Annotated in this window: 17 protein-coding genes; 10 read left to right on the top strand and 7 right to left on the bottom strand. The window is 49.4% G+C overall.

Annotation, left to right across the window (positions count from 1 at the left end):
* Window positions 1-226 precede the first annotated feature (226 nt).
* From AC2YIT_RS10125 to hemH, 9 genes are all read left to right on the top strand, one after another.
* On the top strand, window positions 227-958 hold the full coding sequence (locus AC2YIT_RS10125; protein WP_430844395.1) for a GNAT family N-acetyltransferase: 732 nt from the start codon (window positions 227-229) through the stop codon (window positions 956-958).
* 131 nt (window positions 959-1,089) lie between these two features.
* Entirely contained in the window at window positions 1,090-2,292 is a 1,203-nt protein-coding gene (gene argG, locus AC2YIT_RS10120) for an argininosuccinate synthase (RefSeq protein ID WP_487279096.1), read from the top strand.
* Between the two features lie 31 nt (window positions 2,293-2,323).
* Window positions 2,324-2,506 carry a four helix bundle protein gene (locus AC2YIT_RS10115; RefSeq protein WP_430844392.1) on the top strand — a complete coding sequence of 61 codons (183 nt, stop codon included), beginning with the start codon at window positions 2,324-2,326 and terminating at the stop codon, window positions 2,504-2,506.
* Window positions 2,484-2,681, top strand: a complete 198-nt coding sequence (locus AC2YIT_RS10110) for a four helix bundle protein (protein ID WP_430844390.1) — start codon at window positions 2,484-2,486, stop codon at window positions 2,679-2,681. Before AC2YIT_RS10115 ends, AC2YIT_RS10110 begins: the two co-directional genes overlap by 23 nt.
* A gap of 10 nt (window positions 2,682-2,691) precedes the next feature.
* Complete coding sequence (argC, locus tag AC2YIT_RS10105) at window positions 2,692-3,699, top strand: N-acetyl-gamma-glutamyl-phosphate reductase (protein WP_487279095.1); 1,008 nt, start codon at window positions 2,692-2,694, stop codon at window positions 3,697-3,699.
* A 49-nt stretch (window positions 3,700-3,748) separates the two neighbouring features.
* Window positions 3,749-3,976, top strand: coding sequence for a hypothetical protein (locus AC2YIT_RS10100; RefSeq protein ID WP_487279094.1), 228 nt, complete (start codon window positions 3,749-3,751; stop codon window positions 3,974-3,976).
* Window positions 3,977-4,190: 214 nt separating this feature from the next.
* The gene (locus tag AC2YIT_RS10095) at window positions 4,191-5,327 is read left to right on the top strand and encodes an aspartate aminotransferase family protein (RefSeq protein ID WP_487279093.1); all 1,137 of its coding nucleotides are present in this window, start codon (window positions 4,191-4,193) and stop codon (window positions 5,325-5,327) included.
* A 70-nt stretch (window positions 5,328-5,397) separates the two neighbouring features.
* Entirely contained in the window at window positions 5,398-6,345 is a 948-nt protein-coding gene (locus AC2YIT_RS10090; RefSeq protein WP_487279092.1) for an N-acetylornithine carbamoyltransferase, read from the top strand.
* 116 nt (window positions 6,346-6,461) lie between these two features.
* Window positions 6,462-7,535: a ferrochelatase gene (gene hemH / locus AC2YIT_RS10085; protein WP_487279091.1), complete on the top strand. Its 1,074-nt coding sequence runs from the start codon at window positions 6,462-6,464 to the stop codon at window positions 7,533-7,535.
* Between the two features lie 42 nt (window positions 7,536-7,577).
* Here hemH and AC2YIT_RS10080 read toward each other — a convergent pair whose 3' ends face one another.
* From AC2YIT_RS10080 to AC2YIT_RS10065, 4 genes are all read right to left on the bottom strand, one after another.
* Window positions 7,578-8,726, bottom strand: a complete 1,149-nt coding sequence (locus AC2YIT_RS10080) for a cysteine desulfurase family protein (RefSeq protein ID WP_430844378.1) — start codon at window positions 8,724-8,726, stop codon at window positions 7,578-7,580.
* A gap of 76 nt (window positions 8,727-8,802) precedes the next feature.
* Entirely contained in the window at window positions 8,803-10,206 is a 1,404-nt protein-coding gene (gene glmM / locus AC2YIT_RS10075) for a phosphoglucosamine mutase (RefSeq protein WP_430844376.1), read from the bottom strand.
* Window positions 10,207-10,387: 181 nt separating this feature from the next.
* The gene (locus AC2YIT_RS10070) at window positions 10,388-11,128 is read right to left on the bottom strand and encodes a proteasome-type protease (RefSeq protein ID WP_106594339.1); all 741 of its coding nucleotides are present in this window, start codon (window positions 11,126-11,128) and stop codon (window positions 10,388-10,390) included.
* A 48-nt stretch (window positions 11,129-11,176) separates the two neighbouring features.
* Window positions 11,177-12,181, bottom strand: coding sequence for an alpha-E domain-containing protein (locus AC2YIT_RS10065; protein ID WP_106594338.1), 1,005 nt, complete (start codon window positions 12,179-12,181; stop codon window positions 11,177-11,179).
* A gap of 221 nt (window positions 12,182-12,402) precedes the next feature.
* Here AC2YIT_RS10065 and AC2YIT_RS10060 point away from each other — a divergent pair, with 221 nt between their 5' ends.
* Entirely contained in the window at window positions 12,403-13,968 is a 1,566-nt protein-coding gene (locus AC2YIT_RS10060) for a helicase HerA-like domain-containing protein (protein WP_430844374.1), read from the top strand.
* 86 nt (window positions 13,969-14,054) lie between these two features.
* Here AC2YIT_RS10060 and AC2YIT_RS10055 read toward each other — a convergent pair whose 3' ends face one another.
* The 3 genes from AC2YIT_RS10055 to AC2YIT_RS10045 are packed head-to-tail and all read right to left on the bottom strand — an operon-like array spanning window position 14,055 to window position 17,089.
* Window positions 14,055-14,612 carry an acyl-CoA thioesterase gene (locus AC2YIT_RS10055; RefSeq protein ID WP_223402051.1) on the bottom strand — a complete coding sequence of 186 codons (558 nt, stop codon included), beginning with the start codon at window positions 14,610-14,612 and terminating at the stop codon, window positions 14,055-14,057.
* A gap of 9 nt (window positions 14,613-14,621) precedes the next feature.
* Window positions 14,622-15,707, bottom strand: a complete 1,086-nt coding sequence (locus AC2YIT_RS10050) for a Gfo/Idh/MocA family protein (protein WP_487279090.1) — start codon at window positions 15,705-15,707, stop codon at window positions 14,622-14,624.
* A gap of 14 nt (window positions 15,708-15,721) precedes the next feature.
* Entirely contained in the window at window positions 15,722-17,089 is a 1,368-nt protein-coding gene (locus AC2YIT_RS10045; RefSeq protein WP_487279089.1) for a hypothetical protein, read from the bottom strand.
* Window positions 17,090-17,120: the final 31 nt, after the last annotated feature.

The following is a 17,120-nucleotide window of genomic DNA, read 5'->3' as shown; positions in this document are numbered from 1 at the left end:
TTGCAGCCTCTTAGACGCACAAGCAAGTCAATGAATCACAACGGCATACATACAGTTCTGCATACTACGCCTTTCCGATTCAGGTCCCCACGGACCGCATAATCTCCTTTTACCTACGTGGTAAATATCTAATCCCCGCAATTTCTTACAATTTCTAGACGTCCCATCGTTTTTCTCTGGGTTAGTTAATTATTGTCTTGAACATTTTGTCAGCATAGTCACATCAATGAAAAATACCGAAGTAGTGGGCAGTAAGTTTATCGTACAGACTGCCAATGAAAATCATCTCCATTACGCCGAACAAATCTGCGCGGAAATGGAGGAGAGCGCCAAAAAGCGTGGTACCGGTATAGCCAAACGTTCCCCAGTGTACATTATGGAGAAAATGGTGGAAGGAAAAGCCATCATTGCCACCACCAACACCGGCGAATGGGTAGGATTTTGTTACATCGAAACCTGGGAGCATGGAAAATTCGTAGCGAACTCGGGCTTGATCGTACATCCTGATTTCCGCAACAGCGGCATGGCGAAGGCTATTAAAATGAAAGCATTCGAATTGTCGCGTCAAAAATATCCTGATGCCAAAATTATCGGTATCACTACGAGCCTTCCGGTGATGAAAATCAACTCGGATTTGGGCTACGAGCCAGTAACGTTCAGCGAATTGCCCGCCGACGATGCATTCTGGAAAGGCTGCGCGAGCTGCGTGAATTACGACGTTCTCACCCGGACCAACAGAAAACACTGTCTTTGCACGGGTATGATGTACGATCCGGAAGATAAGAAACCTGCTGCCACGCCTGACAACGGTACCGCGGCAGCAACTGAAAGCCATACCTGGGATTTCTTGAAAGAATCGAGCCTTTATGAGCGCTGGATGCGCATTAAGCAACGTATTTTGCTGCGAAGGGAAGAACGCGCCAAAAAGAAAAACGCCGGGGCCGTGCTGGTACACTAATGTATCGGACACTTGATAGATTTTAGTATCTCATTTTTAATACCCCGCCCGGCAGCCAAAAAGGCCCGAAGCGGGGTATTTTTTTGTACTTTTGCACCGCAAATCAAGCATTTAATCAGAATTCATATATAATGTCACAGCCCAAAGTAGTATTAGCGTTTTCAGGGGGACTTGATACCTCCTTTTGTGTAAAATATTTAGCCGAAGACAGAGGTTATGAAGTGTACTCGGTTTTGGTTGACACCGGTGGTTTTTCCGACGAAGAGCTGAAAACAATCGAAGCGAATGCCTATGCTTTGGGCGTGAAGCAACATGCTACTATTTCCAAGACCAGGGAATATTACAATGATTGCATCAAATACCTGATCTTCGGCAATATCCTGAAAAACAACACTTACCCGCTTTCAGTAAGCGCCGAGCGTATCTTTCAAGCCGTTGCGGTGGCTGAATATGCCAAAGAAATCGGTGCAAGCGCCATTGCACACGGCAGCACAGGTGCAGGGAACGACCAGGTTCGTTTCGATATGGCCTTCCGCATCATTGTCCCTGAAGCTGAAATCATCACCCCGATCCGTGACCTGAAACTTTCCCGCGAAGCGGAAATTGAATACCTGACGGCCAAAGGCGTTTCCCGCGACTGGACCAAGGCTGCGTATAGCATCAACAAAGGCCTCTGGGGAACATCGGTAGGTGGCAAAGAAACTTTGACTTCCGACCAATATCTGCCCGAATCCGCATGGCCTACGCAAATCACCAAGACCGAGCCGGAGCGCATTACCTTGGAATTTGTAGGTGGTGAGTTAAAAGGCGTTGCAGGTGAGACTTTTGAAAACCCGGTTACGGCCATTCAAAAGCTGGCTGAAATCGCACAGCCATTCGGTATCGGCCGGGACATTCACGTGGGCGACACCATTATCGGTATCAAAGGCCGTGTAGGTTTCGAAGCTGCCGCTCCGCTGATCATCATCAAAGCGCACCATACGCTTGAAAAGCATGTTTTGACGGAACAACAATTGTACTGGAAAGAACAGCTTGCCAACTGGTACGGCAGCTTGCTGCACAAAGGCCAGTTTGTAGAGCCGGTAATGCGCAACATCGAGACATTCCTGAGCGATACGCAGTCGCACGTGACGGGTAAAGTACACGTCTACCTCGCACCGCACCGCTTCCACGTAGAAGGTATCGAGTCGCCATTCGACCTGATGTCATCGAAATTCGGCAGCTACGGCGAAATGAACAATGCATGGACCGGCGACGACGTGCGCGGCTTCTCGAAAGTAGCTTCGAACCAGGTGATGATTTATGGTAAGGTGAGTGATTCGGTGGAAAAGTAAATGAGTTTAAAGTTTATGAGTTTAGGGTCATATGCAAAACTATCATGAGCTTAAAGTCTGGCAAAAATCTCACGCTTTGGTATTGGAGATTTACAAAATGACTGACCTCCTCCCAAAAAGCGAAACGTTTGGCCTTATTTCTCAAATGCGACGCTCGTCGGTTTCCATTGCCGCCAATCTTGCGGAAGGTTGTGGTAAAAAAAGGAACGCTTGACGTCGCAAACTTTTTTCAAATATCCCTAGGATCTCTTCATGAAACAGAATATTATCTTTTGCTTTCAACAGACCTACATTACATTACTAATGAAGTGTTTGAGCATCGTGATCTGGAAATAAAGGAAATCAAAGCAATACTAATTTCCCTTATCAAAACGGTACGCTCTTCGTAAGACTAAAAATATGGACTCATTAACTCATAAACTCATAAACTTTCTGAAAATAGGCATCATAGGCGCTGCCGGATATACTGGTGGCGAGCTGATCAGAATCCTTGTCAACCACCCGAATGTGAACATCGCATTCGCGCACAGCAAAAGCCAGGCGGGCAAACCGGTTTATGCGACGCATACGGATTTGCTGGGCGATACTGAACTGGTATTTTCCGGAGATGATATCCAGCCGTTGCTCGATCAGCCGGGCTTAAATGCGATTTTCCTATGCTCCGGCCACGGCGAATCGAAGAAGTTTCTGGATGAATATCAATTGCCGGAAAGTGTAAAAGTGATCGACCTCAGCACGGATTTCCGAAATGAGTCGAATGGCTTTGTGTATGGCTTGCCGGAATTGCAGCGCGAGGCGATCAAGAGCGCCACTAAAATTGCCAACCCGGGCTGTTTTGCAACGAGCATCGAATTGGCCGTTTTACCACTGGCGAATGCAGGTTTGATCAAAGACGATGTTCACGTAAGCGCCGTTACAGGCAGCACGGGTGCGGGACAGGCATTGAGCGCGACCACGCATTTCACGTGGCGTAACAACAACATGTCGATTTACAAGGCATTCACACATCAGCACTTGACGGAAATCAAAATGACTTTCGGCAAATTGCAGGCAGGTTTCGATAAGCCGGTGAACTTCGTGCCGTACCGCGGCGATTACACACGCGGCATTATCGCCAACGTGTACACGCGCTACAAAGGCACTTTGGAAGAGGCCAAAGCCATTTATAAAGACTTTTACGCCTCGCACCTATTCACGCACGTAAGCGACACGCCGATTGACCTGAAGCAGATTGTGAATACCAACAAATGCTTCGTCCACCTGGAAGTGCACGACGGCCAGCTGCTGATCACGAGCATTATCGATAACCTGACCAAAGGTGCGTCGGGGCAAGCGGTACAGAATATGAACCTGCTGTTCGGTTTACCGGAAGATGCAGGGCTTCGGTTGAAAGCACCGGCGTTTTGATGATCCTATTTGAGTTGTTTTAGTTTGGAGCGTAAACGGAAGGATTGCTATGAACGATTTAATTCAAACATATAACCAGTTAAGCGATACGCAGCAAAAGCAACTTGTCGCATTTGCCAATTTGCTTCTGCTCAGACAGAAAGCCAAACAACCGACGGGAAATTTGACTGACTGGAAAGATAGAATCACCAAAGTTTCCACTTGGAGCGAAGAAGATATCAAAGTATTCGAACAGAATGCAAAACATTTGAATGAATGGAGAGTACAGGATTGGTAATTGATACCGGGATATTCGGCGAGTATTTGCGGAAACCTGAAAAGTCAAAAACAATCCTGGCGTCACTACCGAACGACACTTTACTGTTTGTTTCGGCTGTAACAGTCTATGAATTGATAACGGCGCTCATTTTTCAATTACCAATCAAAACATTAAACAAGGATCATTTTCAAAGAATCGAAACTTTGGAACTGGCCTGATAAACCACAAAAAAATGTCACACCTTTTTGACGTCTACCCCATTTACGATATAGAACCCGTAAAAGCCGAAGGCAGCTACCTATGGGACCAACACGGTACCAAGTACCTTGACCTTTACGGCGGTCACGCGGTGATTTCGGTCGGCCATTGCCACCCTTATTATGTGGATAAGCTGACGAAGCAGTTGAATGCGATCAGTTTTTATTCCAATTCTGTCAAAATCTCTATCCAGGAGGAACTGGCGGAGAAGTTGGGTGAGCTATCGGGCTATCCTGATTATAAACTGTTCCTCTGCAACTCCGGCGCGGAGGCGAATGAGAATGCATTGAAACTCGCTTCTTTTCACAATGGCAGAACGAAGGTAATTTCCTTCACGAAATCGTTCCATGGCCGTACGGCCGGAGCCGTGGCGGCTACGGATAACCCGTCGATAGTTGCACCTGTGAATTACAAGGAGCACGTAACCTTCCTGCCATTTAACGACGCTGCCGCCGCAGAGAAAGGCATTACCGACGAAGTTTGCGCGGTGATCGTGGAAGGTATCCAGGGTGTGGGGGGCATTAATGTTTGCACAGATGAGTTTTTACAAACATTGAGACGCAAATGCGACGAAACCGGCGCCATCCTGATCCTCGACAGCGTGCAATGTGGCTACGGACGGACCGGCAAGTTCTTCTCACACCAGTTCAGCGGCATCGAGCCGGATATTATGTCAATGGCGAAAGGCATGGGTAACGGCTTCCCGATCGGCGGGATTTTGATCTCTCCGAAATTCAAAGCGAGCTATGGTTTGCTGGGAACGACTTTCGGTGGCAACCACCTGGCCTGCGCGGCGGGCGTGGCCGTTTTGGACATTATGAAAAAAGAAAACCTGATCGCGAATGCGGCTGAAATCGGGGATTACCTGTTCGAAGGCATTAAGGCGATTGGCGGCTATAAAGAGTTGAGAGGTCGTGGGCTGATGATCGGGATTGAGTATGATTTCCCGGTGAAGGATCTGCGCAACAAACTTTTGTTTGAACACAAAATGTTCACAGGCGTAGCGGGCGCGAACACGATCCGGCTGCTGCCGTCGCTCGCATTAGGCAAAACCGAGGCTGATCAGTTCCTGGAAGCGTTGAAAAAAGAAGTATCTGTTGCAGCCGTTTGATTTTTTTGAACTAATACCATCCTTGTCCTAGTTGAGAGTAGGAACACCTATCTCCGAAATTTTAACCTGAATGAAACACTTTCTTTCCATTAAAGACGTCACCGACCTCCCACAGCTCATCAGCAGCGGTATCGCAGCCAAAAAAGACCCGTTTGCAGATCAGACGCTTGGAAAAAACAAAACCATAGGCCTGTTGTTTTTCAATTCGAGTTTAAGGACGAGGATCAGCACGCAGAAAGCTGCCCAGAACCTTGGCTTGAATGTGATTACGATGAATGTCGGACAGGATGGTTGGGGACTGGAAATGGAAGAAGGTGTGATCATGAATGGCGACAAGGCGGAGCACGTGAAGGAAGCGGCAGCGGTAATAGGCAGCTATTGCGATATCATCGGTATACGCTCGTTCGCAGGTTTGCAGGATCGCGACAAGGATTATTCCGAACTCGTTTTCCAGCAATTCAAAAAATATGCAAATGCCCCGATCGTGAACCTCGAATCCGCAACACGGCACCCGCTGCAATCGCTGGCCGACTGCATTACCATCGAAGAATTCAAGCTCAAAAAACGCCCGAAAGTGGTGCTTACCTGGCTGCCGCATTTCAAAGCATTGCCACAAGCTGTTGCCAACTCGTTCTGCGAATGGATGAACCCGATGGATGTGGACCTCGTGATCACACACCCGGAAGGTTATGACCTTTCTCCCGATTTCGTAGGCCGCGGCCAGGTGATCTACGACCAGGACAAGGCATTGGAAGGCGCGGATTTTGTATATGGCAAAAACTGGTCGTCATTCAACAGCTACGGACAGGTGCTGAACACCGATCCGTCGTGGATGATCACCGAGGCTAAAATGGCTTTGACCGACAATGGCAAATTCATGCACTGCCTTCCTGTGCGCCGGAATATGAAGGTGGCCGACGAAGTGCTCGACGGCCCGCGTTCGCTGGTAATCGAGCAGGCTGCCAACCGCGAGTGGTCGGCGCAGGCGGCATTGAAAGAGGTCTTGTTAGGTCTGTAATTGTTATTTTTGCAGGACTGAATATAAAAAGAGGATGTATCAAGAAGAGTAAAATCATATTTCATTGTCACCTTAATCACACTTTGATACATCCGCATCATGAAACTGTTAATGAAATGAGTACAACCGCATTGGCTCAACCCTTCGATACTACAACACTGGATGAAGTCCGCAAAACCGGCGTACTGATCGTAAACCTCGGTACACCGGACAGCCCGTCGGTGCCCGATGTACGTAAATACCTCCGCCAGTTTCTCATGGACGAGCGCGTGATCGATATTCCGTACCTGAACCGCTGGTTCCTGATCAACCTCATCATCGCGCCATTCCGTGCTCCTAAGTCTGCAAAGGTTTACAAGCAACTTTGGAAACCTGACGGTTCTCCCTTAAAAACGTACGGCTATTCGGTGAAGGATAAATTGCAAAAAGTGTTGGGTAAAGATTACGTAGTCGAACTGGCTATGCGTTACCAGAACCCCAGCATTGAAAAAGCACTGACTGCATTGCGCAAGGAATGCCTGACCGAAATCATCGTCGTGCCGTTCTTCCCGCAATATGCTTCGGCCTCTACCGGCTCGGTATATAAAGAAGTAATGCGCGTCGTGAAAGACTGGGAAGTATTGCCGGAAATCCGCTTTGTAAACCGCTTCCTCGAACACCCGAAATTCATTCAGGGTTTTGTGGATTTGGGTAAAAAATACATGGCGCAGCACGATTACGACCATTTCGTGTTCAGCTACCACGGCTTGCCTGAACGGCAGATCACCAAAGGCGATGTTACCGGCCATTTTTGCCAGTTCGGCAGCTGCTGCGACAAGCTCGATCATCGCAACCAGCATTGCTACCGTGCCCAATGTTTCGAGACGACGCGTTTGCTCGTGAAAGGATTAGGCATTCCCGAAGGTAAATACACTACCTGTTTCCAGTCACGTTTGGGCAAAAACCCGTGGATCAAGCCTTATACCGACGAGGTAATTCCTGAATTGACCAAAAAAGGCGTGAAAAGCGCGTTAGCATTCTCGCCGGCATTTGTAGCCGACTGCCTGGAAACGACGATTGAAGTAGGAGAAGAATACAAAGAAATGTTTGAGAAAGAAGGCGGCCAGCATTGGCAGCTTGTCGAAAGCCTCAACGACAGCGATATTTGGGTAGAATGCCTTGAAGATATCATTAAAAACCCGGCCTCCTGATTCAGGGGCCGGGTTTCGGCTTTTATAGGAGATTGTTTTTTATTACAAGCTAACGCTCTCCTTCTTGTAAAGGCCGATGAGCGTTTCCGCCGCGTAATCGATTTCAGCTTCGGTATTGTACTTCCCGAACGAGAAACGCACATTAGCACGGTTTTCATCGATTTTAAGCTCATTCAAAACGTGTGAACCGATATCGGTACCGCTCGAACACGCGCTCCCGCCAGAAACAGCGATTCCTGCAATGTCGAGATTGAATAGCAGCATATCGCTGATATCCGAGGGCGGCAGGCTTACATTCAGAACGGTGTAAAGGCTTTTGCTCAAATCTCCGGAATTACCATTGAATGCAACGCCTTCAATACCTTCGCTTAACTTGCCGATCATGCGGCTTTTAAGACCTTCAATGTGCGTGCGGTGCGCGTCCATATCGCGGTAAGCGATTTCCAATGCTTTCGCTAATCCTACAATACCGTAAATGTTTTCGGTTCCCCCGCGCATGTTGCGCTCCTGCGCGCCCCCGTGTACGAAAGGATTTATTTTAATACCCGGACGCACATACAGAAACCCAATGCCTTTAGGGCCATTGAATTTGTGAGCCGCACCGACGATGAAGTTCGTTTTCAATTTTTGCAGGTCGTGGCGGTAGTGGCCCATCGTCTGCACGGTGTCGCAATGGAAGATGGCATCATACTTTTCACAAATATCGCCAGCCGCTTCCAGGTCGAGCAGGTTACCGATTTCGTTGTTACCATGCATTAAGGACACCAATGAACGCGGTTTGGAAGCCAGCAGCGATTCCAGATGTTTCAGATCGACCTCCCCTTTTGCATTCAAATTCACAAAACTCAGCTCGATGGCACCCAGCTTTTTGAGGTGCTCCAACGTGTGTAATACCGCGTGGTGCTCGATGCGTGAGGTAATGGCGTGTTTCAGGCCAAATGTCTCAATGCTCGAACGGATTGCCGTGTTGTCGGCCTCGGTACCACCTGAGGTAAAAAATATCTCGGCTGGCGCCGCATTCAGGATCGCTGCGATATTCTTTCTGGCCCGCTCGATAGACGAACGCACGGCACGGCCGTATGAATGAATGGAAGAGGGGTTACCGAATTGCTCGGTCATCAGCGGCAGCATAGCTTCCAGGACCTCGGGGTCCAGCTGCGTCGTAGCCGCATTGTCCAGATAGACTTTCATGTGGATATAAATTAGAAAGATCACTCATTGTCAGTTCAGACAACAAGTGACCCAAATTAGCTAAGCAACAGCTTTATTATTTCTTCGGTTCCGAAATAATTTCCTTGATATCGGAAATGATTTTATTGGCAAGGCTGGTCGCGGTAGTCAGCGTCTCCGATTCCGAATAAATACGAATGATCGGCTCCGTGTTCGATCGCCGCAAATGCACCCATTCGCGGTCAAATTCTATGCGGACACCGTCGATCGTGTTCACGGGCTGCTTCGAATAGCGCGTCTGGATACGGTCGAGAATGTTATCGACGTTAATCTCCGGCGTGAGCTCTATCTTGTTCTTCGAAATATAATAGTTCGGATAAGATCTTCTCAAAACCGACGCCTTTTTGCCTGACTTCGCCAAATGCGTCAGGAACAATGCAATCCCCACCAATGCATCGCGGCCGTAATGGCTTTCAGGATAAATCACTCCTCCATTACCTTCCCCGCCGATCACGGCATTGTTGGCTTTCATCGCGTTCACCACATTCACCTCTCCTACCGCCGATGCGAAATACTGGCCGCCGGCTTTCACCGTGACGTCGCGCAACGCGGCAGTCGATGAAAGATTCGAAACCGTATTGCCTGGTGTGTTTTTCAAAACATAGTCTGCCACAGCTACAAGCGTATATTCCTCTCCAAATGGTGTTCCGTCCTCACACATGAGTGCAAGCCTGTCCACATCCGGATCGACCACGATACCCAGGTGGTAGGAACCATTGTTAAGCTCCTTACTGATATCATGCAAATGCTCCGGCAGTGGCTCGGGATTGTGCGCGAAATTGCCCGTCGGTTCGCAGTTCAATTTTTTGATATTCTTGGAATCAACGCCCAATGCTTCAAGCAAAAGCGGTACGGCAATGCCTCCCGTCGAGTTGACCGCATCGACTACGATCTTGAAATTCGCATTTTTGATCGCCTCCACATCCACGAGTGCCAGCGACAAAACGTGTTCGATATGCTTTTGGAGATAAGTATTGTCCGATGCATAGCTTCCCAATTTTTTTACATCCGGGAAAAGGAAATCTTCTTCATCGGCAATGCGCAGCACCTCGGCGCCTTCGGCTTCCGAAATGAATTCGCCTTCATGATTGAGCAGTTTAAGGGCGTTCCACTGGATCGGGTTGTGGCTTGCTGTAAGGATGATACCTCCCGCCGCGCCTTCCGCTTTCACGGCTATCTCGACAGTCGGAGTAGTGGAAAGGCCAAGGTCGAGCACATTCAGCCCCACACTTTGTAAAGTACCGGCTACCAGGCGGCTTACCATTTCACCGGAAAGCCTGGCGTCTCTGCCGATCACCACCTTAAGATTCTGTGGATTTGTACGCCTCACCCATGTCCCGTATGCAGCAGCAAACTTAACAACATCAATCGGAGTCAGCGCCTCACCCGATTTTCCTCCCACTATTCCCCTGATTCCTGAGATAGATTTAATTAACGTCACGATCTAGAATTCCTCTTTATGTTTGGTTGCAAAAATACTAAATTCCCTCTCCGCAATTAGATTTTTCTACAAACAAAAAACTACAATTGAGTTTCTGGACTCTTATGTTCCGTCTGTTCACGAGGTTGACCGATTGCCGGAAAACCAATCGTAATATACGTTTTCAGGTCAAAACGAGCGGTTATGCCTTTGTAGTTTCTCCCATTTTGCCAAATACCGGGTCCATCCACTCCAACGACAATTTTTGTACGGAATTGCTCAGCAGCGCGCTCCACTGCTTGCCCACGTAATCCAGATCGTCCTTTTCGAAACGGTGCTCCACCAGCTGGAAAGAATCCTTTTCATACATGACGACATCTATGGGGTAATCCACGTCGTTGGAACTAACCCTTGTAGAATCGAACGACAGAAATCCGATCTTCAGGGCGTCCTGCATCGAAGAATCGAATTTAAGACTCCGGTACAGCAACGGCTTCCCGTAGCCTGAGTTGCCGATGATGATAAACGGCGAGCCGTCGCCCACTTCCACCCAGTTGCCTTCGGGGTATAACAGAAAAAGCTTGTGTTCGGAGTCGTGTTCCAACTGCCCGCCAACAATGGCAAAGAGGTTGAACACCAGCCCCGCATTGTTCAGCGCATAGCGGTCCTCGTCGGCCACCCGCCGCACCTGCTGCCCCAATGCATTGACAGCCTTGTAAAGCTTGTCGAATGAAGTGTCCCGCTCTTCCAGGACTTCTTTGAAATAGGTAATGGCCTTGTCGCGCACCGACCTCAGGCCCGAGGTCATCACGAAAATAGAATGCTTATCAGACTGGTAAACAGAAACTTTCTTATTGGTCGAAACCTCGGTTCCGGATGTAAGGCGCGTGTCGGCAATGGCCACCAGGCCGGATGCGACTTTGATACCCAGGCAATACGTCATGTCTTAGCGGCTCAAAATGATAGAGTCGCTAAGATATAAAAGTTTTGATCAGTTCATCCACTGGCTTTTGAAATGCCCCTGGCTCTGGCTTTGCGACTGCCCGGTCTCCAATCCGAAGTACATATCGAAGATTTTGTTATCCACTTCATTGTTCTTAATCTGGAATTTATCGAGGTAATCATGCAGCCCCATTTTGAAAACATCCTCTACATCGGTGAATTCCAGTTCGCTGCGGATCTTGCTTAATGCGCGCTCGGCGGGGTTGGTATAACCACGCTCGGGAATAGAACCCGCAATCGCGTACAGCGACAATTCGGCCTGGCGCACGCAATACGCGATCGAGCGCGGGAAAAGCTTATCCAGGATCAGGAACGCCACGATGTTCATCGGCGTCAATGCACGGTGCGTTTGCCGATACATATTGTAAGCACTCACCGATTTCAGTACCGCGGTCCAGAGCATCAAATCGAGCGTAGAACCCGAAGTCCCCGAGTCCTGCAACAATGTAAAATACTTCACATCCAGGAAACGCGAGCATTTGTCGGCGCGCTCGATATGCCGGCCCAGCCGTCCGAAATGCCAGGCCTCGTTGCGCGTGATCGACGAGTCGACTACCCCGTGGAAAAGCTGGCAGTTTTTACGGATGTCTGTGAAATAGGACTGCATGTGATCCATATTCCGGAAATCGTCGGGTGAGGTCCCTTTAATGGCCAGGTAAAATGTGTTGATACTCTCCCACATCTCCTTTGAGATCGTCTCCCGTATGGTCCGCGCATTCTCGCGGGCTTCGTAGAGGCAGCTGATGATCGAGTTCGGGTTGCGTTTATCAAACGTCATAAAATGTATAACGTCCTCCTTTGTAGGCTTATCGTAATACTTATAGAAGAGAAAGTGATCGGCCGTTGCGATCAGTAACGGCTCCCATTGTTCGTCCACGTCAGGCGGAAGATCCAGGGCCAGGTTAAAATTAACTCCCACGAAACGGGCGTAATTCTCGACCCGTTCCATGTAACGATTCATCCAGTAAATAGAATTCGCAACGCGGCTCAACATAAGTGGAAAGTAATGTCTCTAAAAATACAACTCAGAATAATTCTAATGCGATCAAACCAAAATACCTAATAATATTTTGCAAATACAAGCATATGCAAAAAGTTATATTATTTCCTCACAAATTATTATTCTACAATAATTCGCTTCCTTGCCTTGGAATCTTCCTGAAACCTTTAAAATTTGTAACTTAACCTTTCATCAAACCATAACCCGTATTTTCTGTGTCAAAGAAAGAACAATTTATTGCAGCCATTCAGAAATCTTATCAAACTGACAAACCTGTAATTCATTTGGGATCGGCCATTCTCGACGGCGAGATCATCGGCGAGGCCCGCGTAAACCTTCCCTTGCGCATGATGAACCGCCACGGGCTCGTGGCCGGAGCTACGGGATCGGGTAAGACGCGTACGTTGCAGGTATTTGCGGAGCAGCTCTCCGCAGCCGGCGTACCTGTTTTCATGTCCGACATTAAAGGCGACCTTTCCGGGATCGCACAGCCGGGCAAGACCAATGCGGCCCTGGAAGAACGCGCCCATATACTCGGCACCGTTTTTGAACCGAAAGGATTTCCGGTCGAGCTCTATTCCCTCAGCGGCAACAAGGGGGCACAAATGCGTGCCACGGTATTGGAATTCGGGCCGATATTGCTTTCCAAAATCTTTGAACTGAACGAAACCCAGGCCGGCGTACTCGCTATCCTGTTCAAATATGCCGACGACAAGGACCTGCCGATGGTAGATCTGAACGACTTGAAAAAAGTCCTCAATTACCTCGCGGAAGGTCCCGGCGCTGCCGAAATCAAGGCCGATTACGGTACGATTTCCGCGTCCACAGCCGGAACTATCCTCCGCAAGATCGTCGCATTGGAGCAACAGGGCGTCGGCAGCATTTTCGGGGAAAAATCATTCGATATCGACGACCTGATCAACAAGGTCGACGGGCAAGGCGTGATCAGCTTGCTGAACGTTTCCGACGTGCAGGATAAGCCCGCATTGTTCTCGACATTCATGCTGAGTCTTTTGGCTGAGTTATACCACAAACTGCCCGAAGCTGGCGATCTGGACAAACCTAAACTGGTGTTCTTCCTCGACGAAGCGCATTTGCTGTTCAAAGACGCGCCCAAGGCATTCCTGGAACAAATCGAGCAGGTTGTCCGCCTGATCCGTTCCAAAGGCGTGGGTATTTTCTTTTGTACCCAAATGGCGCAGGACGTGCCGGTATCGGTGCTCGGGCAGTTGGGGAACCGTGTGCAGCACGTACTCCGCGCATTTACACCGCAGGATGCCGAGGCTTTGAAGCAAACCGTCAAAACTTACCCGAAATCGGATTACTATTCGATCGACCAGGTCCTGACGACACTCGGTATAGGGCAGGCATTAATCACCGTTTTGAACGAAAAAGGTATCCCTACCGAAGTAGCGGCCACGCATTTAATGCCACCGGCATCCATTATGGGACCTATGGTGCAGGCCGACTACGATAAACACGTCCAGCAATCGGATGTGTATGCCAAATATAAAGACCCCGTAGACCCGGAAAGCGCCTACGAAATCCTGACCAAACGCATGGAAGAACAGGCCCGCAAGGAAACTGAAGCGAAAGAAGCAGAGGTACAAGCAAAAGTAGAGGCAAAAAAAGAGAAAGAACAATCGAGCATGATCTCCGACGCGCTCAACTCACCGCTGGCGAAACAAATCGGCCGTGAGGTAGTGCGCGGCGTTTTTGGAATGCTGTTTGGCAAGAAAACAACCACGCGGAAAAGCGGCGGGGGATTGTTCGGATTCTAAAGACTGTCAGGAGCGTAGTCGAAGCTGCGGCACTGTCTCGCGGCTTCGACCGCCCGGCGGCCCGCTCCGCTCAGCCTGGAATTTTATCAAACATCGGTATCATAAGCGATCACGCAACGTTGATCGGCTAACTTATCCAGGTTATCCTGCACATCGAGGCGCGTTTTGGCATTGTCAAACGCGTCACGATATTTTTCTTTCAGTTCCCGGCGCTTGATCGCTTCCAGAAAACGACGGGCGTCGTCCTCATTTTCCAACACCAGCTCGGGCACAACGGTCGGTTTATTGTTGTCGTCTTTGGCGACCATAGTGACGTACGAAGTGTTGGTATGCCTTACCGAACGGTTCCGTACATTCTCGGCCACCACGCGAATGCCCACCACCAGCGAAGTCCTGCCCACATAGTTTACCGACGCGTGCAGCGATACCAGGTCGCCTACCTCCACCGGTTCCAGAAAATCCACAGCATCCACCGAAACCGTTACACAATACGTGCCTGCGTGCCGCGACGCGCACGCATATGCGACCTTGTCGATCAGAGAGAGCAATATGCCTCCGTGGATTTTCCCGCCGAAATTGGCATAGGAAGGAATCATTAACTCGGTGAGGGTGGTCTGGGAAAAACTGACCGGCCTGGGCTCCATAGGTATTGTTTATTTTTTCAAAAAGATAGTCTTACCGGTTTTCGCAGCCTCCTTCGCCGTTTCCAGTATCTCGACGACGGTCACATTCACCTGCAACCCGTACAAGTCGTTCTGATCGAGCTTGATCCGACCTTGAACCACATCGGCCAATACCGAGAATGGGTCGGTATAAGGTGCCGGGCGCGGGTCGAGTTTCAGTGTTTCTTCCGGCGCTTTTTCCTGCAAACGCTGGCGCACGGTGGTCGCATTCACCGCCACAGCGTAGCCTTTGTTACCATATACTTCCATGTCCTTTCTCGCAAAAGACCAATTCCACGAGCCCTGGATAATGCACTGCGCCTTCGGATATTGCAGGATGATGGATGCCTCGTCGTCTACATTCTTGTAAATATCGGGCTTATTCTGATGCGTAACCGCGGTTACGGAAATCGGCCGCTCGCCTTTCATGAGCCAGGTCATGAGGTTGGCGCCATAGCAGCCGAAATCGACCAATGCACCTGCGCCATTCTTCACCGGATCCGTCAAAATAGCGAAAAACTCTTTGCTAACCCCGATTTCTTTGGGTCCCTGGTGGCCATCATTGACCATTACCTTACGTATTTCACCCAGTTTTCCATCCTGAATAAGTTGGTTCACATGCTGATTACTCGCATACCAGGAAGTTTCATAGTTCGTCAGAACGTGGATGCTATGCTGTGTCGCAAGTTTCTGAATTTCCTTCGCGTCGGCAAATGTGGTAGCCAGCGGCTTTTCCACCATGACATTGACTTTCCGCGGCGCACAAGCCCGCACCACTACCACGTGCTCATTAATCGCCCCGAATGCAGAAACGGCTTCCGGTTTTGTTTCGTCGAGCATTTTGTTGAGGTCTGAATAAAAAAGCTTCGGATCGAGCTTGTAGCGTTCAGTAAACTGTCTGACCAAATCGGGATTCGTTTCCCAGATGCCCACCAGCTGAATATCCGTTTTGTCTTTCCGGTTGAAAATCCAGCCGACGTGCCCGTGGCTAAGCCCCGCTACTACCACACGAACGGGTTTCTGGGCCATCGAAGAAAGGCTCAGGAACGCCAGAAAGAGGATTACAAGTGTTCTCATCGTTAGTTACGGTTTTAGGATAATTTATCAATAATATCTTTAATCACTTCCTGCAAATAGGCACCATTATACGGCCCGTACCAGCTCATGGTCTTGGTCTCGTACAAATCGCGATCGAAGTACTTGTCGTGGGTAATATAGCCGATATAGCCTCCGTTAAAGCTCGTAACCATCAGGTTCAACCCTTTGGATTTGGCATAGGCATCCAGCGGGGCGGTTAGTTCGCCGGAAAAATCGCATGGCATGCCTACCATCAGAATGTTGCCGACCCGCAATGCTTTTACATACACCGGATATTCGCCGAATGCTTTTTTGAATGCCCAGGGGCGTAGCACAATGCTCATAGTTAGGCGTGGAGTGGGCTCTCGGAGGGGCAACGGCAATGTAAGCGTTTCCACCAATGCGCTTTTGGAATCCTCTTTGGTCGTATTAGGGGATAATAATGCTTTCTGAACGCCGAATGCCTGGTTTTTCACTTCATCGAAGTCATCGGTCCCTTGCTCGATCGGCCCCATACTGCCTACGGCGCCGGCCATGTACATCGCAAAATTGTAGCGGCCCTTTTCCAGCGAATCCACGAGCGCACCCGGGTAGTCGCGCGAGAGAACGATGGTTTTGGAATTCAAAACCGTGGAATGCGCAGCAAAAGAGCTTAGAATGGCTTTTTGCCCACTTTTGGTAACGAACGCCGCCGAACGGATCTCCGGATCGACGCTTCCCTCCTCGCCTACCAGCCGGTTGCGGATATCAACCGAATCGAGCGACTCCATGTAGGTCAGCTGCACAGGCTCAACTTTCTTTTGAGCATCAGTAATGGCTTTGTGAAATGCATTGGCAAGGTTCTCCACAATAGCGGGATCGAATTTACCCGAAAAGAAAAGTGAAGAAATGCCTGTTCCCCAACCGCCTACACTGTTATGGCTGTGCGTAGCGCCAAAATAGATCTGATCGAAAGGAATATCGCCGGGTTTCAGTTTTGCTTTCAGGGATTCGATCACCGTCGGAGGGATGATCAGCAAGTCGGCTGCGATGATTGCGGCTTTGGTATGCCCATTATCAATCACAATCGCACGTACATATACGGAGTCATGCACGGCCGTGTACGGGCGGCCGCGTCGGTTACCATAACCCGCGGTGGGCGTAGGCGACGCCGGTGTGATGTTGACCTTCGCCCACCCTGCCTGTAATGCGCCGGAATTGCCCACAGTATCGGCGGGGCTGCCCACGGCCTTTGCGCCACCGATAAGGTCCTTCCATTCCTTATAGTAGGCCATTTCCCGGTACGGCGTCTTGTCCATGGTTGTGATCATGGTGGCAATAGCGAGGACGAGCAGCAGGAGAAATATCCCGATGACTTTAAATATAATGCGCAGCACTCTCATGGATTGCGAGTTTAGGTTTGATAAAAAGACG

It is taken from the genome of Dyadobacter sp. SRI_021 (assembly GCF_057586235.1).
This window is presented reverse-complemented; position numbering and strand designations above follow the sequence as displayed.